We start from the raw sequence: 26,516 nt of genomic DNA on the forward strand, positions 1-26,516 counted from the left end.
CTCCATTCTAACGATACTCGCAGCCGTTGGTCCAAACGCTCACCGTATCATGAAGGACATTGCCGAAAGGCAATTGAGTATCCGCACGACATGTTCGACGGAGAGCGCATCGAAGGCGAGCGTCACGGCATCGATGCGTTCGAGCGTTGGCCACTGGCAGAAGAGATCGGCGAATGCGGTCGTCTGTGCGCGCAGTTCGCAGCGATGTTCGGTGACCGGCGAACGCTTCGCATGGGCCGACGACGCGGCCGCTTCGATCGTCTCGCGCGCGGCGAGCCGGATCGCGTCGCATGCTGCTGCGGGCGTTTCGGTCACGCCGCTCGAATAACCGTGCGCGGTCTTCACGCATAGAAAACGCGCGCCGGGAAATGCGGGCAGCGTCTCGGCGCCGAAGACGTCGTCGCCTGTGAGCAACGCGATGCGTGCGCCGTGTTCCTCCGCGAGCCTGCCGTATAGCCCGGCCTCGCCGACTTCATCGCCGTCGAGCGTGACGCGCGCGAACGCGGCGCTGTTGATCGTATGCGCGAGGATGCCGCGGCTTTGCGCGCGCGCGTGATAGCCGACCATGAAGACCACTTCCGGCGATGCTTCCAGCCCCGCCATCATGCCGAGCGTGCGCGGCTTGCCGAGCACGAGACGCGCGCGCGGATCGAGCAGGTCCGGTATCAGGTTGCGAAAGCCGCCGTGCGAATCGTTGATCCACACTTGCGATGCGCCGCCATCGAACGCGCCTTGCGCAGCCGCATTCGCTTCGCGCGTCATCCAGCGGCGCGCCTGCTCGTATTCGGCGTTGCCCGCGCGCGTCTGCTCCGGATGGAACACGCCCGCGATGCCTTCGATATCCACCGAGATCAGCACTTTCATGGTCGTGTTCTCAATGCGTCCTTGAGTGATATGCGTCGATGGCCATCGCGTCCAGCGACCGTCTCCGCGCTGAAGAGCGCATCGAGGATCGCTTGCTCGATGCTGTCGGCGGCGGCCTGGAAAAGAGGATCGAGCCCCGCGTCGCTGACGAGCGGCGGCATCGTGATGAAGCCCGCATCGAAGGGCACGGTGTAAGCGGTCGTGAAAGCCAGCGCGATGTCGCCGCTGCCGTGACCGTACACCGAACCTATGCGCGCGAGGCCGGCGGCGGAACGCATCGCGAGGCGGCGCAACTGACGCGCGTCGAGCGGCGCATCGGTTGCGATCAGCATGATGATCGAGCCTTGCTCGGGCGTCACGTTCGCTTCTTTCGTCGATGCCAGCAGCGTCTTTCCGACCGCATCGCCGGCAATCGTGAGTTGCGGCAGACGGCCGAAATTCGCGAGCACGAGCGCGCCAATCGTGTACGCGTGCTCGTCGATCCGCACGATGCGCGATGCCGAACCGATACCGCCTTTCAGCTCGAAGCACGACATGCCGCGCCCCGCTCCGACCGCGCCGCGCTCGAAATCGACGCTGCAAGCATCGAGCGCGCTCATGTAATGCGCTTCGTGAATCGCGAGCGCCTGCATGTCGTTGAGATAGCCATCGTTGCACTCGAACACGAGCGGATTCACGCTCGGATCTTCGCGCCCGATACGCGGATTCGCAACGATCGCAGCGCGAATCTGCGCATTTACGATCGTGCCGACGCCGAAGGTATTGGTCAGCGCGATCGGCGTTTCGAGCACGCCGAGCTCGTCCACTTGCACGAGCCCGACGCTCTTGCCGAAGCCGTTGATCACGCACGCGGCCGCCGGCACCTTGTCGCGATAGACATCGCCAGCGTGTGGACGAATCACCGTGACGCCCGTTTGCACCGCGCCCTGAGCGAGCGTGCAATGACCGACCGTCACGCCCGCGACATCGGCGATCGTGCCGCGCGGCCCCGCGTCGAGCGAACCGATGTGCGTCATGGCCGGTCGAGCTTCGGATCGAGCGCGTCGCGCAGACCGTCGCCGAGCAGATTGAACGCGAGCACGGTAAAGAAGATCGCGAGGCTCGGGAAGATCGCGACGTGCGGCGCCATCGCCATGTCGGCGCGCGCTTCGTTGAGCATCGCGCCCCACTCGGGCGTGGGTGGCTGCGCGCCGAGTCCGAGAAACGAGAGACTCGCCGCCGTGATGATCGACGTGCCGATGCGCATCGTGAAGTACACGACCACCGACGAGATCGTGCCCGGCAGGATATGCCGCGCGAGTATCGTCCAGTCCGACGCGCCGATGCTCTTCGCCGCTTCGATATACGTGAGATGCTTGAGCGCCAGCGTATTGCCGCGCACGAGCCGCGCGAATGCGGGAATGCTGAAGATCGCGACCGCGCACACGACATTCACCATGCCGTTGCCGAGAATCGCGACGACGCCGATCGCGAGCAGGATGCCGGGAAACGCGAACAGCACGTCGGCAATGCGCATCACGATGCGGTCCCACCATCCTTCGTAATAGCCCGCGAGCAAGCCGAAGAACGTGCCGATCACCGCGCCGAGCACGACGGAGAGCAGACCCGCAGACAACGAGATGCGGCTGCCCACCAGGATGCGGCTGAGAATGTCGCGCCCCAGGGAATCGACACCGAACCAGTGCGCGGCCGATGGCCCGGCGTTGAGCGCGTCGTAGTCGAAGTAGTTCTCGGGATCGTAAGGCGCGATATACGGCGCGATGACCGCGATCACGATCAGCAGCAACACGAACACGGCCGCGATCATCGCGACGTGCTGCTGCCTGAACTTGCGCCAGAACTCCGTCCACGGCGTGCGGATTTCCTGCGCATGCACCGCGCTTTCGGCTGTCACGCTCATCGCGTCCTCACTTGAAACGAATGGTCGGATTGATGATCGCGTAGAGCACGTCCACGATCAGATTGATCACGATGAACTCCAGCGAGAACAGCAGCACTTCCGCCTGGATTACCGGGTAGTCGCGCATCTCGACCGCATCGACGAGCAGGCGCCCGAGTCCCGGCCAGTTGAACACCTTCTCCACGACGATCGAGCCGCCGAGCAGAAAGCCGAACTGCAGGCCCATCATCGTGACGACGGGGATCATCGCGTTGCGCAGACAGTGCTTCACGATGACCATCGGTTCGTGCACGCCTTTCGCGCGCGCCGTGCGCACGAAGTCCTCGCCGAGCACTTCGACGAAGGACGCGCGCGTGAAGCGGGCCATCACGGCGGCCACGGCAGCGCCGAGCGTGATCGACGGAAGCACGTAGCCCTTCCATGTGCCGTCATCGACGATAGGCAGCCAGCCGAGCTTCACCGAGAAAATTTCCATCAGCAGCATGCCGAGCGCGAAGGCGGGAAACGAGATGCCCGATACCGCGAGCGTCATGCCCAGCCGGTCCGGCCAGCGATTGCGCCACACCGCCGACACGATGCCGATCGTCATGCCGAAGATCACCGCCCAGACCATGCTCGCGAGCGTGAGCCACAGAGTAGGCATGAAGCGCTCGGCGATTTCCGTCGACACGGGCCGCTTGCTGCGCGTCGACATGCCGAAGTCGAAATGCACGACCTTGCCGAAGAAGCTCACGAGTTGCTGCGGCAGCGGCTTGTCGAGTCCGAGGTCCGCGCGCACGAGCGCGACCGTGGCTTCGTCCGCTTCCGCGCCCGCCGCGAGTCGCGCGGGATCGCCCGGCAGCATGTGCACGAAGAAGAACACCAGCACCGCGACGATGAAAAGCGTCGGCAGCAAACCTAACAGGCGTTTGGCGATGAAGTTGAGCATCGTTTTCTGTCGGATGCGGCCAGGCAATCACGCCCGGCCGAAAGCGATTACTTGATCGCGATCTCGTCGAAGCTGAACGAGCCGTCGGGCATCACATACGCGCCGGAAAGACGCTTGCTGCGCGCATACACGACCTTTTCCGTGACGAGGAAAATCCACGGCGCATCGGCCCAGATGCGTTTTTGCGCATCGGCGTAGAGCTTGGCCTTCTCGCCGCGATCCGTGGTGGCGAGCGCCTTCGAGAGATCGTCATCGACCTGATCGTTCTTGTAGTACGCGGTGTTGAAGAGCTTCGGCGGGAACGACGTGCCGCCGAGCAGCGGAGAAAGCGCCCAGTCCGCTTCGCCCGTCGACGACGACCAGCCGATGTAGAGCATGCGCACGGGCGCCGTCTTCGGATCGGGCGCGCTCTCGATGCGCTGCACGCGCTGCCCCGCTTCGAGCGCCTCGACCGTCGTCTTCACGCCCACTTGCGCGAGTTGCTGCTGCACGAACTGGATGATCTTCTGCGCGGTCGTGTGGTTATAGCCGGACCACAGCACGGTTTCGAAGCCGTTCGGATAGCCCGCTTCCTTCAGCAGTTCGCGTGCTTTCGCGGGATCGTATTTCCACGGTCCGAGCTTCGCCGCGTAGTCGACGCCCGGCGGCACGACGCCTTCTGCCGGCACGGCATAACCCGCGAACGCGACCTTGACGAGCGCTTCCTTGTTGATCGCGTAGTTCATCGCCTCGCGCACCTTCGGATTGTCGAAGGGCTTTTGCAGCACGTTCATGCTGACATAGCGCTGAATGATCGAAGGCGCCGCGATCAGATCGACCTTCGGGCTCGCCTTGAGCGTCGCGGCCTGCTCGAACGGAATCGAGAACGCGAAGTCCGCTTCCCCCGTCTGCATGAGCGCGGCGCGCGTGTTGTTATCGACCACCGGCTTCCAGTCGATCATGTCGATCTTCGGCAAGCCCTTTTGCCAGTAGCCCGCGAACTTCTTCACCTTCAGGTCGTCGGTCTGCTTCCATTCGACGAACTCGAACGGACCTGTGCCGACCGGATGAAACGCGATGTCCTTGCCGTACTTCTTGAGCGCGGTCGGCGAGATCATCACCGCCGACGGATGCGCGAGCACGTTGATGAATGCCGAGAAAGGAATCTTCAGGGTGATCTTCACCGTGTACGGATCGACGACTTCGGTCTTGTCGATCTTGTTGAAGAGGTTGTAGCGCTTGAGCTTGTTGTCCGGATTCGTCACGCGGTCGAACACGGCCTTCACCGCGTCCGCGTTGAAATCGGTGCCGTCCTGGAACTTCACGTCCTTACGCAGATGAATCGTGTAGACCTTCGCGTCGGGGCTCGCCTCGTAGCTCGTCGCGAGCACGTTGCGAATCTTCATGTCCTTGTCGAAACCGAAGAGGCCCTCGTAGAACGACTTCGCCACCGCCTGCGAGAGCGTGTCGTTGGCGTCGTACGGATCCATCGTCGTGAAGGTCGAAGCGACCGCCATCACGGCGGTGCTTTGCGCATGCGCCGCGACGGGCGCGAGTGCGGTCAGCGTGGCGAACGCGCTTGCTGCGAGCATCGCGCGCAATTGAAAGGACGGCATCGTTGGACTCCTTTTTGAAGTGCTTCTAGTAAGCGCCGCCAACGTGATGCTCGGCGACAAAATGATCTGGTCCGACTGCAACCAGTTTTGCGACGATCGGCTCATCGCCGAGCTTGCGGATCGGGCTTGGAATCTCGTCGGCGGCGAGCATGCGTTTCGCGTGTCTGCGCGACGGGTCGGCAACCGGCACCGCGCTCATCAGCTTGCGCGTGTACGGATGACGCGGCGCTTCGAACACGGCGGCGCGCGGCCCGATCTCGACGATCTGCCCGAGGTACATCACCGCCACGCGATGGCTCACGCGTTCCACCACCGCCATGTCGTGCGAGATGAAGAGATACGCGACGCCCAGTTCGCGCTGCAGATCGAGCATCAGATTGACGATCTGCGCGCGCACGGAGACATCGAGCGCGGAGACGGATTCATCGGCGATCACGACTTTCGGGTTCAACGCGAGCGCGCGTGCAATCGCGATGCGCTGTCTTTGACCGCCCGAGAATTCATGCGGATAACGCTGTGCCGCTTCGGGCGGCAAGCCGACCTTTTCGAGCAGCCAGTCGACCCGCGCCTGCGCTTCCTTGCCGCTCGCGACGCCGTGCACGAGCAACGGTTCCATCACGGAGAAGCCGACCGTCAGACGCGGATTGAGCGATGCGAACGGGTCCTGAAAGATGAACTGAATATTGCGCCGCAGTGTCTGCAGCGCATGGCCTTCGAGCTTGCTGATGTCGCGTCCGTCGAACTCGATGGAACCGCTCTGGCTTTCGACGAGCCGCAACAGCGAACGTCCCGTCGTCGATTTGCCGCAGCCCGATTCGCCGACGAGCGCGAGCGTTTCGCCCGGACGCAGGTCGAAGCTCACGCGCTCGACCGCATGCACCGACGCCGTCATGCGGCCGAACAAGCCGCTCTTCACCGGAAAGCGCGTGACCAGATCGCGCACGCGCAGAATCGGCCTGATGGTTTCATCGACGGCGGGCTGCCTTTCCTTCTCGACCGCTTCCGATGGCCGCAACGCGCTCGCATCGTCGGGCGCGACATCCACCGGCTCGACTTCGAGAATCGGGAATTTCGCGGGACAATCGGTGCCGCGCATCGCGCCGAGCGTCGGCACGGCGGCAAGCAGCGCCTTCGTGTACGGATGTTTCGGCGCATGGAACAGCGTGTCCGAATGCGCCTCCTCCACCTTCTCGCCGCGATACATCACGAGCACGCGATCGGCGACTTCCGCGACCACGCCCATGTCGTGCGTGATGAAGATCACGCCCATGTTCATTTCGTCCTGCAGGCCGCGCACGAGTTGCAGGATTTGCGCCTGAATCGTGACGTCGAGCGCGGTGGTCGGCTCGTCGGCGATCAGGAGCGCGGGCTTGCACGAGAGCGCCATCGCGATCATCACGCGCTGGCGCATGCCGCCCGACAACTGATGCGGATAGCGCGCGAACACGCGCTTCGATTCGGGAATGCGCACGAGATCGAGCAGACGCAGCGCTTCGGCGCGCGCCTCCGAATGGCTCTTGCCCTGATGCAGCGCGATGGCTTCCGCAATCTGGTCGCCGACCGTGAACACCGGATTGAGCGATGTCATCGGTTCCTGGAAGATCATCGCGATGTCCGCGCCGCGCACGCTGCGCACCGCCGCGGACGACGCTTTCGCGAGATCCAGCACTTGCCCGTTGCGCCGCCTGAACGCGATGCTGCCCGAGACGATCCGCCCGCCGCCATGTTCGACGAGACGCATCAGCGCGAGCGACGTGACCGACTTCCCCGAGCCCGATTCGCCGACGATCGCGAGCGTCTCGCCGCGATCCACGGTGAACGAGATATTGCGCACGGCTTCGATGGTGCGCGAGCGCGAGCGGAACGAAACCGACAGATCGCGCACGTCGATCACGCGATTTTCGGGCAAGGGCGAGGTCGCGTTCATCATCGATAGATCGCGGTGACGGGCGCTTCGCCCACGCGTGCAAAGCCGCGATACATGCCTTCCGTGTTGAACGGCAGCGCGACGTTGCCCTTCGCGTCGACGGCGACGAGCCCGCCGCGTCCTGCGATACGCGGCAGCTTCGTCATCACGACATCGCTTGCCGCGTCTTCCAGCGACAGGCCGCGATACTCCATTTGCGCCGATACGTCATACGCCGCGAGCATGCGGATGAACATCTCGCCCGTGCCGGTGGTCGAGACGGCGCAGGTCGCGTCGTTCGCATAGCAGCCCGCGCCGATCAGCGGCGCATCGCCGACGCGCCCCGCCTGCTTGTTGGTGATGCCGCCCGTCGATGTCGCCGCCGCGAGATGACCGTGCGCATCGAGCGCAACGGCGCCGACCGTGCCGAACTTCTTGTCGGGATCGATGGGATCGTTGTCGAACGCGAACTTCGTCATCGCATCGTGATCGAGCATCGTGCCCGATGTGCCGCGCGCCTTGAGCCATTGCTGATGGCGCGCCTCCGTGAAGAAATAAGAAGGATCGACGAGGTCGAGCCCTTGCGCCGCCGCGAACGCTTCCGCGCCCTCTGCCGTGAACATCACGTGGTCGCTCACGTCGAGCACGCGGCGCGCGGCGAGCACGGGATTCTTCACGCGCGTCACGCAACTGATCGCGCCCGCTTCGAGCGTCGCGCCGTCCATCACGGAGGCGTCGAGTTCGTGCGTGCCGGCCGCCGTGAACACCGCGCCGTGGCCCGCGTTGAAGAGCGGACAGTCTTCGAGAAGACGGACCGCTTCGGTGACGGCGTCGAGCGCGCTGCCGCCAGCGGCGAGAATGCGCTCGCCCGCGCTCAGGATGTCGGAAAGCGCCGTGTGATAGCCCCCTTCCGTTTCGGCGTTCATCGCGTGGCGCAGGAGCGTGCCCGCGCCGCCGTGAATGGCAATGACTGGTGTGGCGTTCATGTTTCGCGCGGTTCCGTGTGAGTGTGTCGTTTCGCGGCCGTGCGGCGCGTTGCGTGGACCGCCTGCGCTCCGTTGGCGATCGACGGCGCGACGAGCCACGGCAAAACGAATTCGGTCAATCCGGATGCCGCCTCGACCGAGCGTTTCGCCCGATGCGCGACCGCATCGCAGAGTGCTTCGATGACGGCGAGCACCGCCGTGTCGCAATTCGCCGCCAGCCTGCGCTCGGCTTGAATCGCGAGCAGCAGGTCGGCGACCTGCGCGAGCGGCGACGCGGCGCTGTCGGTGAGCGCGACGACGCGCAAGCCGTGATCGCGCGCGAGCCGCGCCAGCGTGATGGTGTCGTCGACATAGCGCGGAAACGCGATCGCGATCAGCACGTCGCCGGGCGATGCCGTGAAGAGCTTGCGCGCCGCGTGCGACGGCCCGCCCGTCAGCGCGAGCGACTGAACGTTCGCGCAATACGGCGTGAGCCCGTGCTCCATCAATCCGGCGAGAAACGCGCTCGCGCCATAGCCGATCACGAAGATGCGCGGCGCGGCGAGGATCACGTCGACGATCGCTGCAGCCTTCGCGCCATCGACGGATGTTTGGGCAAGATGCAGATTCGCGGCCGCCTGTGCGAGCGATGCATCGAAGACTTCCGCGCCGCTCGCCGGCGATTCGAGCGCGGTGCGCAGGCGCTCGACCGGTGCGATGGTCGCCTCGAAGCCGCGCACGAGCGCCTCGCGAAACGCCGGATAGCCCGAGAAGCCGAGCGCCCGCGCGAAGCGGTTCGCCGTCGCCACCGATGCGCCGACGGCGCCCGCCAGTTCATCAATGCGCATCGTCGCGGAACGGAAGAGGTTCGCCAGCACGAACGCCCCCATGCGCCGATGAATGGGCGTGAGCGTCGGCATGGCCGCGGCGATGCGCGCGGAGATCAGATCGTCGGCGCTCGCCGGCGCACGAACCGATAGTGAACGGGACATGGAATGCGCTGCGCTCTCATGGCGATGAAACGCGATGAAAGTATATTTACTCGAAAAGCCGGGCAAAAAAAATTCATTTTCATCGAACTCGGGTTTTCGATAAGAAGGTCAGGCGCGCCGCTTCCGATGCATCGAACGTGCACCATCATGCACAATACGGGGCGCACCGCGTCGCACAGGCCCATCATGCGCACGCGTTTCCAGTCCTGACCGAACGGTATGAATTTCGACTTCCTTCCCGATCCGCTGCCGCATCTGCTCGCCGCTCATCCGTGGGCGCAACTGCTCGCGGGCCTCGTCGCACTCGCGCTGATCGCGCTGTTCCTGCAATGGGTGGTCGCGCGCATCGTGCTTTATGTCGCGCATCGGCTGCTCGTGCTCGCCGGCCATCAGAAGTGGGACGCCGCGTTCATCAAGCATCGCGCCTATCATCGCCTCTGGTACGCGGTGCCGTTCGCGACGATCGCGCTCGGTATCGACGACGTGCCGCGCATCGGGCACTGTGCGACGGTCATCGGCCGCGTCGCGCACGCCGGCGCGTGGGTCTGCATCTTTTTCGCCGCGGGCAGCGCGCTTTCCGCGTGGCAGGACGTCTATGCGGAAAGCAAGGAAGCACAGACGCGCTCCATCAAGGGCTATATCCAGATCGGCAAGCTGGGCCTCGCGCTCGTGTGCGGCGTGCTCGTGCTGTCGATTCTCATCGACCGCTCGCCGCTCTGGATGCTCTCCGGTCTCGGTGCGCTGTCCGCCGTGCTGCTGCTCGTGTTCAAGGACACGCTGCTGTCGCTCGTCGCGAGCACGCAGCTCACATCGAACGACATGCTGCGGATCGGCGACTGGATCGAGATGCCGCAAGCCGCCGCCGATGGCTTCGTGAAGGACATCGCGCTGCATACGGTCAAGGTGCAGAACTGGGACAACACCGTGACCACCGTGCCGACCTACAAGCTTTTTTCGGAGAGCTATCGCAACTATCGGCACATGTTCGAATCGGGCGGGCGGCGCATCAAGCGAACCTTGCGCATCGACGCGCAATGCGTGCGCTTTCTCACCGACGAAGAGACCGCGCGCCTGAAGCGCTTTCGCCTGCTGCACGATTATCTGGAGCAGAAGCAGACCGAAGTCGAGCAGGCGAACCGCAATCTCGGCGAACTCGCCAACGAACCCGCGAATCGGCGGCGGCTCACGAATATCGGCACGTTTCGCGCGTATGGGCTCGCCTATTTGCAGCGCCATCCGGAAATCCGTCAGGATATGGCGATCATGGTCCGCATGATGGAACCGCAATCGCAGGGCATTCCGGTCGAGGTCTACTGTTTCACCGCGACGACCGCGTGGACGCAATACGAGCGCATTCAGGGCGACGTATTCGATCATCTGCTGTCGATCCTTCCGGAGATGGGCCTGCGCCTTTATCAGGCGCCATCCGGCGCGGACATGACCGGTTTCACGGGCCGTCTGCGCGGCGAAATGCCGGCTCTCTGATTCGCGGCATTCGCGCCGTCAAAAAGGATCAGGCAAGAATCCTCCACTTTTGTGTATTCACGTTGACGCTTCCGGTCATTACGATCTAACCATCGCCGATGCGCCTTTTTTCCGCAGCTTCATAGCCGCGGTGGGATCGTTTTTTCCGCGCATCGCCATTCAATCGTCATAAAAGGAAAACTCAACGTGATCGATCGCGTCCATGCCATGCGTGTCTTCACGCGTGTCGTCGATACGAACAGTTTCACGCGTGCAGCCGAGTCGCTCGGCATGCCCCGCGCGAGTGTTTCGACGACCGTGCAACAACTCGAAGCGCTAGTCGGCGTGCAATTGCTCGCACGCACGACGCGGCGCCTGAATCTCACCGTCGATGGCGCCGCTTATTACGAGCGTTGCGCGCAAATCCTCGCCGATATCGACGAGCTCGAATCCGGCTTCGGCGCGGGCGAGGAACGTCTGCGCGGACGGCTGCGCGTCGAGATGCCGGATACGGTCGCGACGTCGATCGTCGTGCCCGCGCTGCCGGAGTTTCACGCGCGCTTTCCGCAGATCGAGCTGTCGATCGGCATCGGCAATCGCAATGTGGATCTCGTCGGTGAAGGCGTCGATTGCAGCGTGCAGCTCGGCGAACTGCCCGATTCCGGTCTGATCGCGCGCCGGCTCGGCATGCTCGAACAGGTGACGTGCGCAAGTCCGGCGTATCTGGACAAGCACGGCATGCCCGAAACGCTGGATGATCTCGCGCAGCACGTCGCGGTGAATTGCATCTCGGAGAAAAGCGGCCGCCCCGCCGATTTCGATTTCGATGTCGACGGCGAGCCAGTCACCATGAAGATGCGCGGCTTCGTGCAGGTCGCCGACGAGCACGCGTACATCGCATGCGGCATCGAAGGCCTCGGGCTGATCCAGCCGTTGCGCATCGCGGCGCAGCCCTATCTGCGCTCGGGACAGTTGCGCGAGTTGCTGCCGCAATGGAAATCGCCGCCGCTCAAGGTGTCGGTGGCATTTCTCAAGAGCCGTCAGGCGAGCCCGCGCGTGTCGGTATTCGTCGACTGGCTTGCGGCGCTCTTCGAACGTACGCAGCAGATCGACGACACGCTGACGAGCCTTTATCGTTCGGCGCAACGTCGCGGCCCGACGCGCCGGGATCGTCCCGAGGAAGAAACCGCCGACGCCTGATTCCTGCGTTGCGCTATCGCACGGGCGTGGCTGCGTTCGCGCCCACGACCGTGTTCCACTTGCGCACTTCCCAGCGCTCGACTAGCCCGTTCGTCACGTACGGATCGTTTTTCGCGAAATCTTCCGCGGCGACGGGCGAATTACTGTGAAACAACAGCATCGCGCGATCGGCGGGTGCATCGAGCGCGCCCGCGAGCACGATGTCGCCCCGCTCGACCGCCGCCCACGCAAGGGCGAGATGCGCGTCGCGAAATTGCGCGCGGCGCTCCAGATAGTCTGAACAGAGTTCGTAAATCAACAAATAGTGCATCGCCGTCTCCTTAGTGGGACAGTGCCGGGTTCATCGAACTAGTTTGTCCTATTTTCGAGATCGAAACCAAGAGTTCTATCGGAAGGGTCTGATCGCTTAACGATAGCGTATCGCAGATCATATGCGGATACCCACAGGATTCCGCCAATGAACCGCAACCAGCCTCCTTGCAACGCGTGCCCGAAACACGATTGCCGCAACTGCGAGTGGACGTCGCCTCTCGATGCGTCGTACCGCACGCTCATCCACTCCCATTCCATGCTGTCGATCGTTGCGCTCTCCGTGAAGGATGCGGAACGCGTACTCGCCGAGCCGTCGTGGCTTGGCATCGCCTGCAAGCGCATTCTCAAGTTCTTCTCAGAATTGAGCCTGCGCGCACGTTAAGAAAACGCCACCGGAGTGGCATTGCAGCACCGTTTTCGTAAAGAAGGTTGCACGATTTTTTTTAGGATAACTGTGCATATAGAATCCACTGCACTTTTGCGCTTGCGTCAAGCGTTCATGTAGAAAGGAATTTCAGTCGATGAGCATCAATCTGGTCCAGGCGGTCAATGCCGCGATCCCGGAACACATCGCGGAGCAGCTGTCGCAACAATTCGGCATTCCCGGTCAGATCGTCCGGCAGCTCGCACTACGCATCGCGCCCGGCCTGGTCGCATCGCTGATGGACCGGGCGACGCTCGTGCCCGGCTCGCAGTCGGTGTACTCCGTCATCATGCAGCCGGAGACCAACGCCCACATCGCGGATCAACTCTCCAAGCTGATCACAACCACCGGCGGCCTCAAGCAGCTCGAAGCCAACGGTCATTCGCTCGCCGCGCTCGCGACGGGCCGGCGTCTCGATGCACTGAGCGACGCCGTTTCGGCCGAAACAGGCGTTCCCACGCAAGCTACGTCGGCGCTCGCGGGCATCGTCGCCGCTGTGCTGTTCGGCAGCATGAAGCGCCACTTCCTGCTCGCGCAATGGGGATTGCCACAGGTGCCCAAGCTGCTGCGCGATCAGGTCGGCGAAATCAATACGTCGATGTCGAACGCAGTCGCGACGGCTATCGGCGTCGGCAACACCGAAGGCTTCACCAGTTGCATCACGCCGCGGCTCGACACGGTCGCATCGAGCCTGGAATCGCGTGCTGATAGCGATGTCGCTGTAGCAGCGGCAGTCGCACCGGCGCCTGTCGTGACGCCCGCTCCCGCCGCGCAAAGCGCGCCGGTTTCCAAGGCCACGCCGCCCGCTCCGCCGCCGATGCGCGCGCCGGTGCGCAAGCCCGCGCCGAAACGTTCGAACAAGTGGGTCTGGCTGCTCTTCGCCGTTTTGGCCGCCGTTCTGGCATTGGTCTATTACCGCGGCTTCACACAAAGCAGCAGCGTCGATCTGAGCGCGGCACCGGCCACGCAGCAAGTCTCGGAAATGTCGACGCCGGCTTCGTCCGCGACGCTAACGACCACGCCTGCCGTCGATAACGCCCCTCTCGCGACGTCCGTGAACACGCCTGTCACAACCGCGTCGGCACCGCAAACGGCCTCGGCTCCGGCGGTCGCGCCCGCTTCCTGGAAAGACGCGCAGTTGCTGTTCAGCGTCAACGAAGCGGGCGCCCCGGCGATCGAAGCAACAGTGGGCACGGAAGCAGAGAAGAAGCATCTGATCGACACGTTGACCGCCCGCTTTGGAAAGGCCTACACGGCGGACGTTTCCGTCGTTCCCGAAACACGCCCGGCAACCTGGCTTTCTCGCCTGAACGATTTCTTCCCGCTCATGACCGTGCCCGGTGCGGAAGCCAAGATCAGCGGCTCGAAAGTGGAGTTGAGCGGCACCGCAGCGAACGGAAAACTCGGCTGGACCGATCGTCTGAAAGGCACGCTCGGCGGCATGTTCCAAGTCGCGGCGTTCGACGTCGACGGCGCGGTCGCCACCGCGACGCAATCCTTTCGCAGCGCGATGAAGAGCCTGCTCGCCACGGACACGCCTTGCTCCGGCGACAAGCTGACGCGGGTGCTCGACCTCCAGGTCGTCAACTTCGCTCGCTCGAGTGCGCAGGTGCCGGAAAGCGCGGTCGGCACCCTCGGCGAGACGGCGCAATTGCTCAAGAGTTGCGCAGCCAAGGGCTCGATCGTGAATCTCGAAGTCGCAGGCTATTCGGATGCACAGGGTGCGGCATCGGCGAAGCTCGAAGTATCGAAGGAACGCGCCGAGGCTGTTCGTGGCTACCTGGTGCGAAACGGCGTGCCGCCGCAATCGCTCACGGCCACGGGTTATGGCGACGCCAATCCGATCGCCGACAACGATATCGAGAGCGGACGTTTCGCCAATCGCCGGATCGAATTCGTCGTCAGGAAACGCTGAGCGCCGATCCGACTCGCGCAATTTTTTTCACGACGCCGTCGCACGAAAGTGCGACGGCGTTTTACTTTGAGCGCGCGCTGCGGCCGCAATGCAGCCGATTCAGCTCGGCTTCGCGAAATCGTTCTCGGCCCAGCGCTCGGCGCTCGCCTTGCTGAGCTTGAATGCCGGCGACACACGCACGTGCGCGAGTTGCGCGCCGTACGCATCGAAGGCCTTGAGGTTGGCGTAGGGATCGTCCTCATCGGGAACGATCTCCAGCGTGACGGTGATGTCTTCGCCCTGCACATCGACGGTGACATTCTTGTTCAGCATCGCGTGACGCTGCTGTTCGTGCCGGCGCAAGACTTCCGACGCCGTCTTGACCAACGTGCGAAACGCGTTTGCATCGAGAGGTTTTGGGTTTTTCTTGTCACGGCCCATCGTCCACGGACCAACGAGCGCGGGCTCCGCTTCGCCCGTCTGAATCATTTCGACGGCCCAGCCGTCGTCGTCCTCGTTCTTGATCACGCGCGCGGTCCAGCCGTCGTCGCGCCAGAGGCGATCTTCATGGATCGCGTCGTCGGCGGAGGGAAATTCGGAATCGGTCATATCGTAGCAAGGCAAGCAATGGGGCAATGCGACGAATTTTACCTTGGACGATGCACGGAGCATCGTTCGTGCTCAAAGCATTGGCCAGACGGCCAGTGTCATACCCAAACGCATTGCGCCGTGCTACTTTGAATGTACCGGGACCGTCCGGAATCCATCGGCAACGCAATTAAGAAGCCGTAAAACTCTGTCAAGGAGCAACCGCATGTTTGCATTCATCGGTACGTTGATCGTCGGACTCGTCGTCGGGCTCATCGCGCGCGCGCTCAAACCGGGCGACGATAATATGGGCTGGATCATGACCATCGTCCTCGGCATCGCCGGCTCGCTCATCGCGGGGTACGTCGGCCGTGCGCTCGGCTGGTATCAGCCGGGGCAGCCCGCGGGATGGATCGCCTCGGTGATCGGCGCGATCATCCTGCTCGTGGTATGGGGAATGATCCGCAAGCGCACGTAACGCCACGCTTCACCATTTCTTTTTTTGCGCAACGCCTCGTCCTAACCCGGACGAGGCGTTTTGTTTATCGTGCGATGCGCTCGAAATCGATCTCCGCTCCGCCACGCACGACGCGATTCGGCAGCGAGCCGCCGAGCCAGTACGAAAGCTCGGCAGGCCTGCCGATTCGCCAGGCGACAAAATCCGCAGCCTTTCCTGCTTCGAGCGAACCGTGCGTCGATTGCAGTCCGAGCGCGTTCGCCGCATGGATCGTCACGCCGGCGAGCGCCTCTTCCGGCGTCATGCGAAACAGCGTGCATCCCATGTTGAGCATCATGCGCAACGAAAGCGCCGGCGACGTGCCGGGGTTCAGATCGCTCGCGAGCGCGATCGGCACGCGATGCCGCCGCAGCGCATCGATGGGCGGCAACTGCGTTTCGCGCAACATGTAGAACGCGCCCGGCAAGAGCACGGCGACGGTGCCGGACTGCGCCATCGCGATGGCATCGTCCTCGGTCATGTATTCGAGATGATCCGCCGACAGCGCCCGATAGCGCGCCGCAAGCGACGATCCATACAAGGACGACAACTGCTCGGCGTGCAGCTTCACGGGCACGCCGAGATCGCGCGCGCATCGAAACACACGCTCGACTTGCTGCGTCGAAAACGCGATGTGCTCGCAGAATGCATCGACGGCATCGACGAGGCCTTCTTCGACGAGCGCCGGCAGCATCTCATCGCAGATATAGGCGATGTAGTCATCCGCGCGATTCGCGTACTCGGGCGGCAACGCATGCGCGGCGAGGCAGGTCGCGCGCACGGTGAGCGGCAGCGCATCGCCGAGACGCCGCGCCACGGCGAGCATCCTGCGTTCGTTGGCGAGATCGAGCCCGTAGCCGGATTTCACTTCGAGCGCGGTCACGCCCTCGCGCATCATGCCGAGCGCGCGTTGTTTCGCGGCTTCGAACAACGCTTCTTCGCTGGCTTCGCGCGTCGCGCGCACGGTGCTCGCGATGCCGCCGCCACGCGCCGCGATCTCCGCGTAGCTCACGCCTTCGAGCCGCTCTTCGAACTCGCCGCTCCGATCGCCACCGAAAACGAGATGCGTGTGGCAGTCGATCAGGCCCGGCGTCACCCACGCGCCTTCGAGATCGACACGCTCGCCTTCGCCGATCTCCGGCGCCGCCGCGCGCGGCCCGATCCATTCGATGCGCGCGCCGTTCGTCAGGATCGCCGCGTCTTCGATGATCGAATACTTGCCTCCGACCATCGTTGCGGCGTGGCAGTTTTGCCAGAGCTTTTTCATCACTTGGTGATCATCGGCAAATCGAGGCCCTGTTCGCGCGCGCATTCGATCGCGATGTCGTAACCCGCGTCGGCGTGACGCATGACGCCCGTCGCCGGATCGTTGTTCAGCACGCGTGCGATGCGTGCATCGGCTTCGTGGCTGCCATCGCACACGATCACCACGCCCGAATGCTGCGAGAAGCCCATGCCGACGCCGCCGCCGTGGTGAATCGATACCCACGTCGCGCCGCTCGCCGTGTTCAGGAGCGCGTTCAGGAGCGGCCAGTCGGAGACGGCGTCGGAACCGTCCTGCATCGCTTCGGTTTCGCGGTTCGGACTCGCGACCGAGCCGGAATCGAGATGGTCGCGGCCGATCACGACCGGCGCCGACAACTCGCCGTTGCGCACCATCTCGTTGAACGCGAGGCCGAGCTTCGCGCGCAGGCCGAGCCCGACCCAGCAGATGCGCGCCGGCAGGCCCTGAAAGCTGATGCGCTCGCGCGCCATGTCGAGCCACCGATGCAGATGCTCGTCGTCGGCGATGAGCTCCTTCACTTTTGCGTCGGTCTTGTAGATATCTTCCGGATCGCCCGAGAGCGCGGCCCAGCGGAACGGCCCGACGCCGCGGCAAAAGAGCGGACGAATGTAGGCCGGCACGAAGCCCGGAAAATCGAACGCGTTGTCGACGCCCTCTTCCTTGGCCATCTGGCGGATATTGTTGCCGTAGTCGAACGTCGGCACGCCCTGTTCGCGGAACGCGAGCATCGCGCGGACGTGCTCGGCCATCGATTGTTTCGCGGCCTTCACCGTGCCCGCCGGATCGCTTTGCGCGCGGTCGCGATATTGCGCCCAGGTCCAGCCTTTCGGCAGATAACCGTTGAGCGGATCGTGCGCGCTCGTCTGATCGGTGACCATGTCGGGACGCACGCCGCGGCGCACGAGTTCCGGCAGCACGTCCGCCGCGTTCGCACACAACGCGATGGAAATCGCGCGACCTTCCGACGTGTAGCGCTGGATGCGCGCGAGGGCGTCGTCGAGATCGGTCGCCTGCTCATCGACATAACGCGTCTTCAGACGGAAATCGATACGGCTCTGCTGACATTCGATATTCAGCGAGCACGCGCCCGCGAGCGTCGCCGCGAGCGGCTGCGCGCCGCCCATGCCGCCGAGACCGGCGGTGAGCACCCAGCGGCCCTTGAGCTCGCCGCCGTAATGCTGGCGTCCGGCTTCGACGAAGGTCTCATACGTGCCCTGCACGATGCCCTGGCTGCCGATGTAGATCCAGCTGCCGGCGGTCATCTGCCCGTACATCGCGAGGCCCTTCGCGTCGAGCTCGTTGAAGTGCTCCCAGTTCGCCCAGTGCGGCACGAGATTCGAATTCGCGATCAGGACACGCGGCGCGTTTTCATGCGTCTTGAACACGCCGACCGGCTTGCCCGACTGGACGAGCAGCGTCTCGTCGGCTTCGAGGCGTTTCAGCGTCTCGACGATCTTGTCGTAGCACGCCCAGTCGCGCGCCGCCCGGCCGATGCCGCCGTACACGACCAGTTCCTTCGGATTCTCGGCCACTTCGGGGTCGAGATTGTTCATCAGCATGCGCAGCGGCGCTTCGGTCAGCCAGCTCTTGGCGTTGAGTTGCGTGCCGCGCGGCGCGCGGATCTCGGTGTCGCGAAAACGGGAAGATGAAGTCACGAATGCTCCTGCGCATCAAGAAAAGAGAGAGTCGAAGGACACGAGCGACGGCTCGCATCGAATGGTTCTCATGTTCTTGTATATACAACTTAGGGTGTATTAGGGGAATCCCGGAGCCGTCGCGTCGTCCTTGTGTCAATCTTGTATAGACAATCGTCAAGGTACGGGCAAACCGCCGTCGCGTTTGAGCTCCCGCAACGAGAGCATCGATTCGACGGCCGTCACGCCCGGCAAGGTGCGCAGGACGTCGCGCATGAAGACGCCGTACTCGTCGAGATCGCGCGCGACGATCTGAAGCAGATAATCCGCCGTGCCCGATATGTTGTGACACGACACGATGCGTGGAATGCCCCGAATTTCGCGTTCGAAACGATCCGACAGCGCGCGATCGTGCACGCTGAAACGCACCTGCGCGAAGGCGACGACGCCCAGTTCCAGCGCCTTGCGCGACAGCACCGCACGATAGCCGTCGATATATCCCTCGCTTTCGAGGCGCTTGAGCCGGCGTGCGCACGGCGTCTCGCTCAGGCCGACGCGCTCGGCGAGTTTCGCGACGGACATGCGTCCGTCCTGCTGTAGCGCGACAAGCATCGCGCGGTCGATTCGGTCGATTTCGGTCATGGAGCTTTCCTCTTGATTTGCCAATAATTCTAGAGGAAAGCCGCAATCCCAAAGGAGGAACTGATGAAAAAGGCCAGAAAACGCTCCATCCGAAATGGCACGATGTAGCCATCGAAACAGGAGCGAATCATGGTCTCGGCACACTTACTTTGGGTTTTCATCGGCGCGCTGGCGGTCGTTTATGCGCTGCCGGGACCGGACATGGCGCTCGTGCTTCAGACGAGCGGCTCGCGCGGTTTCCGACACGGTCTCGCCGTGGCCGCCGGGCTCGCCACCGCGCGGGCGACGCATGTGACGCTGTCGGCGCTCGGCGTCGCCGCTCTCTTGCGCAGCGCGCCGTGGCTCTACGACGGCGTGCGCATCGCGGGCGGCCTGTATCTCGCTTATGTGGCGATCCAGATTTTCCGCTCGCCCGCGTTCGGCCTCGACGCGACGCCCGGTCAGGCCGCCGCATCCACGCTACGTTCGGCTTACGCCAAAGGCATTCTGAGCAGCATTCTCAATCCGAAGGCGCTGCTGTTCTGCTCCGTGCTGCTCCCGCAATTCGTGCGGCCGGAGTCCGGTCCGGTCTGGTCGCAGGTGCTGGAACTGGGCGTCGTGCTGGTCGCGGTCGGCGTCATGTTCGACCTCGCGCTGGCGGCGGGCGCGGTGCGGATTTCCGGCTGGCTGCGCCGTCATCCGAAAGCACAGACCGTGCAGCGCTGGACGTTTTCCGCCGCGCTGCTCGCGTTCGCCGCGCGGCTCTCGCTGGACTGAACTCAGGCTTCGAGCGGCTTGAGAAAAAGCTCGTGCTTTGGCGCGAAATGCGCATAAAGCGGCAGGATCGCGCCGCCCATGGCGCGGGCGTCGGGGCCGATCTGCCCTTCGACGAGACGTGGGCGCGTCATGCCTTGCCAGTCGAAGGCGGCGAGCGCGTCATCGGTGCGGCCGATGACCTCGCGCAGCAAGGTCCGGTCGATCTCGCCGTCGATCACCACGGCTTCGAGATCGAGCAGCGCGGCCGACGCTGCGATGCCCGTCGCGATCGCGGGACAGCTCTCACGCATCCACGCGTCCGATAGCTCGCGCAGCGCCGGCGAGCACGCGCGCTCGTCGTGCGCAGCGGCGGCCGGCGCGCCCGCCGCGACGAACGCCTTCTCCAGCACATATACCGACGCCGTATCGAGCAATTGCCCCGCGCGTTGCCCCTTGCCGCGTTTCATCAGCGGCAAAGAGCCGATGGCGCCAGCGTTGCCGCCCGGTCCCGCGTGCAGGCGACCGTCGATCACGAGCCCGCCGCCGATGAACGTGCCGATGAACACATACAGGAAGTTGCGCAGCCCGCGTCCCTGACCCATCACGAGCTCGGCGGCGCACGCGGCCGTCGTGTCCTTGGCGAATTCCACTGGCAGCGCGGTCATCGCTTCGATGCGTTCGCGGATGTCGATGTCGTCCCACGCCGCGAGCGCATCGGGCGGCGTGTCGAAGAAGTCGCGCCAGCCGCCGAGCCACAACGGCGCCGCGACGCCGACTCCCGCGATCTTCCGAGCGCCGTCGCCGAGCGCGCCGACCACGCGCGCGAGCCGCTCTTCCAGCGCGGGAAAGAGCGTATGCGGATCGGGATACGGATATTCGAGCGTCTCGCGCGTGCGCACGTTGCCGGCGAAGTCCATCGACAATACGTCGAGACTGCGTCGCCCCACTTTCACGCCGATGGAAAACGCGCCGTCCGCGCGCAGCGAGATCGGCACCGAGGGCTGACCGATACGTCCGCGCACGCGCGAACGCGGCTCCTTCGCGAGCAGTCCGTCCTCGATCAGATGATCGACGATCAGCGAAACCGTCTGCATCGACAGGCGCGTCATGCGCGCGATATCGGCCTTGGGCAGCGCGCCGTGAAGCCGGATCGCCTGCAGCACGATGCGCTCGTTGAACTGGCGCATGCCGAGCTGATTCGAACCGACGGAATGCGCCGAGGCTTTGCGCGCGGGCCGCTCAGACATCGTCGCGGGCCTCTCGGGACGCTCGGGCGCGCCGTACATCGATCATGTGTTCGTCCCCGTTCGATTAAATCCAGTGTTTTTATTTAGTAAAGACATCCGGGACGATTTTAGCAAGCGCCTTTCCTTGCACCGCGCGGCGATGCAGGTCGATTTTTGTCGCGATTTTTAGTCGGTTATGTTCGACGGGAACCGTCATCACCGACCAACACACATGAGCACACTCGAAGCCCTCCACGCGATCGTCAAGGACGAGAACGCGCCGCAGATCATTCGCGATCACATCGTCGATTCGCTGCAGTTCGCGCTGCGCAATCACGCCGGGTATTTCACGCGCAAAGAGATTCAGTGGCTCGCGCAATGGGACGACACGCGCATCCCGATTGCGGCGGCGAAGGTGTTGAGCGAGATGAAGACGGTTTGAGCGCGCGCCGTGCTCAGTGCGTGCCCGAGGCGCGCGCGTGCCATTCGTAGTCGAACACGGTCGCCTGAACCGGCTCCGAAAGACCTTCGACGAAACTGATCACTTCCGGATCCTTCACGAAGCTCGCGGCAGAACTCGCCGCGAGAATCGCCGAGCTGTCCTGCGGCCGCGCGACCAGGAAGCCCTGCACGTAGTCCACGCCGATCTCCTGCAACGCGCGCAAGGTATCGACGTCCTCGACCCATTCCGCGACGCTGCGCATGCCGAGATTGCGTGCGAGCGCGACGATCGCCTCGACGATCGCGATATCGGCCGGATGCGCGCACATCGAGCGCACGAATTCGCCGTCGATCTTCAGCGCATCGGCGGATAGCGCCTTCAGATATTTGAACGACGTGTAGCCCGCGCCGAAGTCGTCGAGCGCGATCTTGCCGCCCATGTCGTGCACGCGCGCGATGAAGCGCTGCGTGTTCTCGAGATCGTGCAGCGCGACGCTCTCCGTGATCTCCAGACACAGGTAATGCACGATCGACTGATGAGCCGCGAAGAGCGCGAAGATGTCCTCCATGAACTGCTCGTCGTTCAATGAGCCGCCCGAGAGATTCACACAGATGAACTGCGTGTTGCCGAGTTGCTGCTGATGCACCTCGATCCAGTCGAGCAGCGTCGAAATGACCCAGCGATCGATCGCCGCGATATTGCCCGATTCCTCCGCCGCGACGATCACCTTGCCCGCGGGCAGCGTCGCGCCGTCGGGCGCGCGCATGCGCAGCAGGACTTCGAAGTTGAGCGATTCGGTCGGCGCGGACAGAGACATGATCGGCTGCATCACGAGGAAAAGACCCGGCGGCAGGCGATTGCGCCCGAGCGTCTCGACGAGCTTCAGTTCCTCCGCGCGCTCCTCGAACGCCGCCGCGCCCTTGCGATACGTGACGAGATGCGTATGCGCGACCTTCTTCGCTTCGCGGCACGCGCGATCCGCGTGGGAAAGCGCGTCCTGCACGCGCACGCCCTGCGAGCATTCGACGAGACCGATCGACGCCTTCACCTGGAACGCGCGATTGCCGACCTGATACGGCGCGTCGGACAGAATGGAAATGAGCTCGCGACATTGCGCGATGGCGTCTTCGATCAACGTGTCGTGCATCACGCAGACGAACTCGTCGCCGCCGATACGCCCGACCGGATAGCTGCGCGCGAAGTGCGCCCGCGTGCGCGCCGCGACCTGGCGCAGCACTTCGTCGCCGCTGCGATGGCCGAAGAGATCGTTGACGAGCTTGAAGCGGTCGAGATCGACATAGGCCAGCGCCCACGGCAGCGTCTCTTCGCTCTGCGCGGAGATCGCCTTCTCGACGCCGCGGCGATTCAGCGAGCCGGTCAGCGAATCGTGTTCGGCGAGAAAGCGCAGCCGCTCGACGGCCTTCGAGCGCTCCGTCGTGTCCTGCAGCGAGCCTTCGATCCATCCGTTCGAGCGGATCGCCTTCAACAGATAACGCCGCTCGCCGGTGCCGCGCTCGGGCGAGCCGCCCATTTCGAGTTCGCCGTCGCTGCCCTTCGACGCCAGCGCCTGCAACGCACCCCACGCGCCGGCCTCGAAATAGTCGTTCCAGTGCCGCACCTTGTAGTCGGTTTTTTGCAGATCGAGCATCGCGCGCAACGCGGGATTGGCGCGGACGAAGTGACCGTCGGCGTCGAGCGTGAAGAGGCCGATCGGCGTGACTTCGTAGGTATTGCGCAATTCCATCTGCGCCTGGCGGCGGAAATCGCGTTCGGCGCGCATCTGCTCGGCGATCGCGAAAGCCGCCATCATGCTCGACGACAGCGCGGCCATCACCGTATTCACGCCGCCGACGAGCACCTTCAGGCCGAAGGCCGCGCCGAGCACTTCGGAGAATGTCGAGAACAGCACCACGCCGAGCGATGCGACATACCAGAGCACGGTGCGCGAGCGCGCCATCCATACGAGCCGCGCGAGGAAAAACAGCAGCACGCAGATGCCGAAGCCCGCGATGATCCACAGTGTCGGAATGAACAGCGCATACGGCAGCGCGAACGCGGCCGCGAGCAGCACGATGCCGACATACTGGATCACGCGCAGCAGCCAGCGATAACCGACCACGCGCAACTCGCGCCGGAAAAGCTGCTGGAATAGCGCGGCCGTCAGCAGGTAATAGGCGGCAAAGGTGAATTGCCGCAGCGGCTGCATGAAGTCCGACGGCAGCACGCGGCCGAGCCATTGCATGTCCCAGCCCATCGCGTTCGCGCACAGACGCAGATTGCCGACGAGCCACACGGCGAAAATCACGTAGGTCCATTCGTGATTGATGAGCGCCGTGACGAAGACGAACACCGCGAGCGTCAGCAAACCGCCGGCGATCAGCCCCGAACTTTCCTGAAAGTCGAGCGCCGAATTACGCAAGCCCTGCCATTCCCACGCGTAGGCATTGATTTGCGCGGGACCGGAAAACGTGCCGCGGCACAGAATATTCTCGGCCTGTTTGATACGGCCGACCTGAATGGAGAAGCCCGCCTTCACCACGCGCATTTCGCCGGTCACGCCTTCGCGATCCGCCTGGCCGAGCGGCGCGAGCGTTTTCGCGTTCCAGCAGGCAAGCGTTTGCGCATGACGGGACGGCAATTCGACGACCGTCGACGAATCCGCGCTCATGCTCGGCGTCGTGAAACTGAACCAGACCGGCTTCTCGGAAAGACGTGTGCTGTATCGGGAAACGGGCGCCGCGCCTTGTAGCGCGTCGAGCGCATTGGCGGGCGTCATGTTGCCGCTTTTATCGGCGACGACGTGAAGTGCGAGCGGAACCGCGCCGCGCGTTTCATATTGGCGCGGCAGGAAATAGAGCGTCGCGATCGTACCGAGCAAAATCAGAATCGGCACGGCGTAAACGGCGACTGCATACAGCGCGTCGTCGATCCACGAGCCCGTGCGTCTGAATCTCGATAAGGAAGCTGGAATAACCGACGCCATACCTGGAAAAACCCCCGTTTGCGCCCAGCGCGAAATACGCCGGCGCAGACAGCGGCGGAGCCCGAAGAACCCCGTGCGCCGCCGCTTTTTGGCCTACCGGACCGCTTTGCGATCCGGTTATTCGCTTTTACCTTCCTGAATACGATCGTGCCTTTTTCACCTGCCGTAAGCCATCAACGGGGCTTCCGGGCATCGTACCGGTTCCCAGTCAAAAGATAAATCTACAGAATGCAAATCGATATCCGGATGATGCGTGTGCACCATGTAATTGAAAAGCGGATGACGGGCTTCTTCCCAGCGCTGACGTGCCGCGGCGACATCTTTTGCGAGCACGCGATGCGGCAAGCCGCCCACATGCGACATCGGCAGAAATTCATTAACGCCGAAGACATCCTTGAAGAGCATCGCCTCATACTCCCGATCCAGCGGCGTACGCGCCGTAATCACCATGTAATCAATCCCGTGCAATTCGCAGAACATCCACAGTGCCTTGCACAACGCCACCTTGACTACGCGGCCCACCATCCCGCCCGCGACGCCGAGACGCGTCGCTTCCGCGAGGCGGCTCGTTGCCAGATGGTCGGGCAGACGCACCGACTGCTCGACGGCGAGCGGACCGTACGCATTGGTCTGAATGCGCATGGTGCCGAGCGGCGCGCCGTCCAGCTTCGATTCCGCCAGAAGGACAGCCGTGCCGCGATCCCAGTCCGAAGGCTCGATCGTCATCTTGTCGGCGAATTCGGGCAGATGCCGCCCATAGGCCGAACGTCTGATGCTCACGGCTTTTTGCAATCCAGCATCGTCTTTGACGATACGGATAGTAAACGGCATACGCTCACTTTTCTGAAGTGCGGGTACGACCGTGAGAGTTGGGCGAACCGCCGATTCGGTTTGGTTAGCGGCGGCATTGGTGGCAAGGTTCAGACGTTCCATTTGTAAACCCCATTTTTTCTTGGCGATTGGAAAGGTGCCGCGTGTCGAGGAGGTTTTGTAGTGGTTCCTTACACGGGCGAAACGAGCCTCTCACGAAGTCAAATAACGGGGTGCGCGCTTGCCACTGTTTCTCAGCAAATTTCAGGCTAAAGGAGTGGAAGAAAGCTTCTAAACGGCGAAAAGCAGTCGCCGGCAGCCGCCGAAAACCACATATCCATATGCCGTACAGGAATATGCGAGCCCGATCAAAAGTGAAAGAACGAGGGCGAGCAGCCACCAGGCGACGCGAGAGACAATCAGGAGAATAGCGTTCGCAGAACGCTCGTGGAGCATCGCGTAAACGCTGGAAAATACGTTAGAAAGAGTAACTGGTAACGTTTGCTTACACTTTTTCTTCGCAGAAAGTGCGAAACGCCGAACACGCGGGGATGGGGATTTAATGCCGCTGAAAAAGCCGAAACAAAAAGGCGGGCGCTCTTTCGAAAAAACGCCCGCGCTATCACAACATAATCATGTCGACTGTGTGGAATCCGCCAAAGCGGATTAAAAAATCAGTCGTCCTCGTCGAGCCAGGGAATATCGACGTCGGTAATGAAAGCGACCATCGCGAGCGGACGGCCTTCTTGTCGTCCGATATTGCCGTCGGCGCGTTGCCATTCGCAGCGGAAAATCGTCGCGGGGGTATCGGCGAGCAGCGTGATCGTGCGAATCTCGTCCGGATCGTTGTCTTCGACCGGACCATCGAGCGACACGAGCAACTGCTGCGGCCACACGCCGTCGGCGGGATCGTAAATCTTGTCGCCATCGTGAATGACGACGTGCGCCTCGACGCCGATCGTCGCCGAGGCCTCCACGATCATCTTGCCGAGCGCGCGCAGCACGGCGGTGGCGCGGCCCGAGTTGGCCTGGCGGATCGCGAGATCGCCACGCGTCAGCGCCTGCTCGAGTTTGGGATTGGTTTTCTGTTGCGCCATATCTCTCTCTAGGGGTTCGTTGCAGCTTTCGACGGGCGCGGCCCGGCTTAAGTTGCAGGCGGATCGTAGCATCGCACCAACAAAGATAGGTCGCGCGGGCCTTTGCAGCAAACCGGAGACAGCCGAAGCGTTCC

The 26,516-nt window shown here is 63.3% G+C and carries 24 protein-coding genes; 7 read left to right on the plus strand and 17 right to left on the minus strand.

The features are described from left to right. Window positions 1–39: 39 nt before the first annotated feature. From IAG25_RS12330 to IAG25_RS12365, 8 genes are read right to left on the minus strand one after another with little or no spacing between them, the layout of a single operon-like run. On the minus strand, window positions 40–864 hold the full coding sequence (locus IAG25_RS12330; protein WP_187605104.1) for a M55 family metallopeptidase: 825 nt from the start codon (window positions 862–864) through the stop codon (window positions 40–42). Next, complete coding sequence (locus IAG25_RS12335) at window positions 861–1,880, minus strand: DmpA family aminopeptidase (protein ID WP_187605105.1); 1,020 nt, start codon at window positions 1,878–1,880, stop codon at window positions 861–863. Before IAG25_RS12335 ends, IAG25_RS12330 begins: the two co-directional genes overlap by 4 nt. Next, the gene (gene gsiD, locus IAG25_RS12340; RefSeq protein ID WP_187605106.1) at window positions 1,877–2,764 is read right to left on the minus strand and encodes a glutathione ABC transporter permease GsiD; all 888 of its coding nucleotides are present in this window, start codon (window positions 2,762–2,764) and stop codon (window positions 1,877–1,879) included. Before gsiD ends, IAG25_RS12335 begins: the two co-directional genes overlap by 4 nt. Before the next feature lie 7 nt (window positions 2,765–2,771). Continuing rightward, window positions 2,772–3,692, minus strand: coding sequence for a glutathione ABC transporter permease GsiC (gene gsiC, locus IAG25_RS12345; RefSeq protein ID WP_187605107.1), 921 nt, complete (start codon window positions 3,690–3,692; stop codon window positions 2,772–2,774). Between the two features lie 47 nt (window positions 3,693–3,739). Continuing rightward, complete coding sequence (gsiB, locus tag IAG25_RS12350; RefSeq protein ID WP_187605108.1) at window positions 3,740–5,287, minus strand: glutathione ABC transporter substrate-binding protein GsiB; 1,548 nt, start codon at window positions 5,285–5,287, stop codon at window positions 3,740–3,742. A gap of 25 nt (window positions 5,288–5,312) precedes the next feature. Next, on the minus strand, window positions 5,313–7,217 hold the full coding sequence (locus IAG25_RS12355) for a dipeptide ABC transporter ATP-binding protein (protein ID WP_187605109.1): 1,905 nt from the start codon (window positions 7,215–7,217) through the stop codon (window positions 5,313–5,315). Further along, window positions 7,214–8,179, minus strand: coding sequence for an isoaspartyl peptidase/L-asparaginase family protein (locus IAG25_RS12360; RefSeq protein ID WP_187605110.1), 966 nt, complete (start codon window positions 8,177–8,179; stop codon window positions 7,214–7,216). The genes IAG25_RS12355 and IAG25_RS12360 overlap by 4 nt, the downstream gene beginning before the upstream one ends. Continuing rightward, entirely contained in the window at window positions 8,176–9,150 is a 975-nt protein-coding gene (locus tag IAG25_RS12365) for a MurR/RpiR family transcriptional regulator (protein WP_187605111.1), read from the minus strand. The genes IAG25_RS12360 and IAG25_RS12365 overlap by 4 nt, the downstream gene beginning before the upstream one ends. Before the next feature lie 219 nt (window positions 9,151–9,369). Between IAG25_RS12365 and IAG25_RS12370 the strand changes: the two genes are divergently transcribed. Both IAG25_RS12370 and IAG25_RS12375 read left to right on the plus strand, forming a co-directional pair. Then, a complete protein-coding gene (locus IAG25_RS12370; protein ID WP_187605112.1) occupies window positions 9,370–10,635 on the plus strand; it encodes a mechanosensitive ion channel family protein in 1,266 nt (421 codons plus the stop codon). A 186-nt stretch (window positions 10,636–10,821) separates the two neighbouring features. Continuing rightward, window positions 10,822–11,814 (plus strand): LysR family transcriptional regulator, encoded by a 993-nt coding sequence (locus tag IAG25_RS12375; RefSeq protein WP_187605113.1) that lies wholly within the window; start codon window positions 10,822–10,824, stop codon window positions 11,812–11,814. Between the two features lie 13 nt (window positions 11,815–11,827). Here IAG25_RS12375 and IAG25_RS12380 read toward each other — a convergent pair whose 3' ends face one another. Further along, on the minus strand, window positions 11,828–12,124 hold the full coding sequence (locus tag IAG25_RS12380; protein WP_187605114.1) for a YciI-like protein: 297 nt from the start codon (window positions 12,122–12,124) through the stop codon (window positions 11,828–11,830). Between the two features lie 147 nt (window positions 12,125–12,271). Between IAG25_RS12380 and IAG25_RS12385 the strand changes: the two genes are divergently transcribed. Next, window positions 12,272–12,508 (plus strand): hypothetical protein, encoded by a 237-nt coding sequence (locus IAG25_RS12385; RefSeq protein ID WP_187605115.1) that lies wholly within the window; start codon window positions 12,272–12,274, stop codon window positions 12,506–12,508. 139 nt (window positions 12,509–12,647) lie between these two features. Continuing rightward, entirely contained in the window at window positions 12,648–14,465 is a 1,818-nt protein-coding gene (locus IAG25_RS12390) for an OmpA family protein (protein ID WP_187605116.1), read from the plus strand. A gap of 99 nt (window positions 14,466–14,564) precedes the next feature. Here IAG25_RS12390 and IAG25_RS12395 read toward each other — a convergent pair whose 3' ends face one another. Then, on the minus strand, window positions 14,565–15,053 hold the full coding sequence (locus tag IAG25_RS12395) for a hypothetical protein (protein WP_187605117.1): 489 nt from the start codon (window positions 15,051–15,053) through the stop codon (window positions 14,565–14,567). Window positions 15,054–15,258: 205 nt separating this feature from the next. On the opposite strand from IAG25_RS12395, the gene IAG25_RS12400 reads away from it, so the two are divergent. Beyond that, window positions 15,259–15,510, plus strand: coding sequence for a GlsB/YeaQ/YmgE family stress response membrane protein (locus tag IAG25_RS12400; protein ID WP_035501449.1), 252 nt, complete (start codon window positions 15,259–15,261; stop codon window positions 15,508–15,510). Between the two features lie 64 nt (window positions 15,511–15,574). Here the strand turns inward: IAG25_RS12400 and hutI are convergent, their stop codons facing one another. The 3 genes from hutI to IAG25_RS12415 all read right to left on the minus strand — a co-directional run bounded on the left by hutI (window position 15,575) and on the right by IAG25_RS12415 (window position 19,089). Continuing rightward, window positions 15,575–16,795, minus strand: coding sequence for an imidazolonepropionase (gene hutI, locus IAG25_RS12405; protein ID WP_187605118.1), 1,221 nt, complete (start codon window positions 16,793–16,795; stop codon window positions 15,575–15,577). Next, window positions 16,795–18,468, minus strand: a complete 1,674-nt coding sequence (hutU, locus tag IAG25_RS12410) for a urocanate hydratase (protein WP_187605119.1) — start codon at window positions 18,466–18,468, stop codon at window positions 16,795–16,797. Before hutU ends, hutI begins: the two co-directional genes overlap by 1 nt. Window positions 18,469–18,624: 156 nt before the next feature. After that, on the minus strand, window positions 18,625–19,089 hold the full coding sequence (locus IAG25_RS12415) for an Lrp/AsnC family transcriptional regulator (RefSeq protein ID WP_187605120.1): 465 nt from the start codon (window positions 19,087–19,089) through the stop codon (window positions 18,625–18,627). Window positions 19,090–19,218: 129 nt separating this feature from the next. Here IAG25_RS12415 and IAG25_RS12420 point away from each other — a divergent pair, with 129 nt between their 5' ends. Continuing rightward, window positions 19,219–19,845 carry a LysE family translocator gene (locus IAG25_RS12420; protein ID WP_187605121.1) on the plus strand — a complete coding sequence of 209 codons (627 nt, stop codon included), beginning with the start codon at window positions 19,219–19,221 and terminating at the stop codon, window positions 19,843–19,845. Window positions 19,846–19,847: 2 nt separating this feature from the next. Here IAG25_RS12420 and IAG25_RS12425 read toward each other — a convergent pair whose 3' ends face one another. Beyond that, the gene (locus IAG25_RS12425) at window positions 19,848–21,071 is read right to left on the minus strand and encodes an ROK family transcriptional regulator (protein WP_187605122.1); all 1,224 of its coding nucleotides are present in this window, start codon (window positions 21,069–21,071) and stop codon (window positions 19,848–19,850) included. Window positions 21,072–21,282: 211 nt separating this feature from the next. Between IAG25_RS12425 and IAG25_RS12430 the strand changes: the two genes are divergently transcribed. Next, the gene (locus IAG25_RS12430) at window positions 21,283–21,492 is read left to right on the plus strand and encodes a hypothetical protein (protein ID WP_035501443.1); all 210 of its coding nucleotides are present in this window, start codon (window positions 21,283–21,285) and stop codon (window positions 21,490–21,492) included. A gap of 13 nt (window positions 21,493–21,505) precedes the next feature. Here IAG25_RS12430 and IAG25_RS12435 read toward each other — a convergent pair whose 3' ends face one another. From IAG25_RS12435 to IAG25_RS12445, 3 genes are all read right to left on the minus strand, one after another. Further along, window positions 21,506–24,475, minus strand: coding sequence for a putative bifunctional diguanylate cyclase/phosphodiesterase (locus IAG25_RS12435; protein WP_187605123.1), 2,970 nt, complete (start codon window positions 24,473–24,475; stop codon window positions 21,506–21,508). A gap of 156 nt (window positions 24,476–24,631) precedes the next feature. Further along, window positions 24,632–25,408 (minus strand): hypothetical protein, encoded by a 777-nt coding sequence (locus IAG25_RS12440; protein WP_035501440.1) that lies wholly within the window; start codon window positions 25,406–25,408, stop codon window positions 24,632–24,634. Between the two features lie 551 nt (window positions 25,409–25,959). Next, window positions 25,960–26,382, minus strand: coding sequence for a hypothetical protein (locus tag IAG25_RS12445; RefSeq protein ID WP_035501438.1), 423 nt, complete (start codon window positions 26,380–26,382; stop codon window positions 25,960–25,962). Window positions 26,383–26,516: the final 134 nt, after the last annotated feature.

The organism is Caballeronia sp. EK, from assembly GCF_014384845.1.
In the GTDB taxonomy this organism is placed as follows: domain Bacteria; phylum Pseudomonadota; class Gammaproteobacteria; order Burkholderiales; family Burkholderiaceae; genus Caballeronia; species Caballeronia jiangsuensis.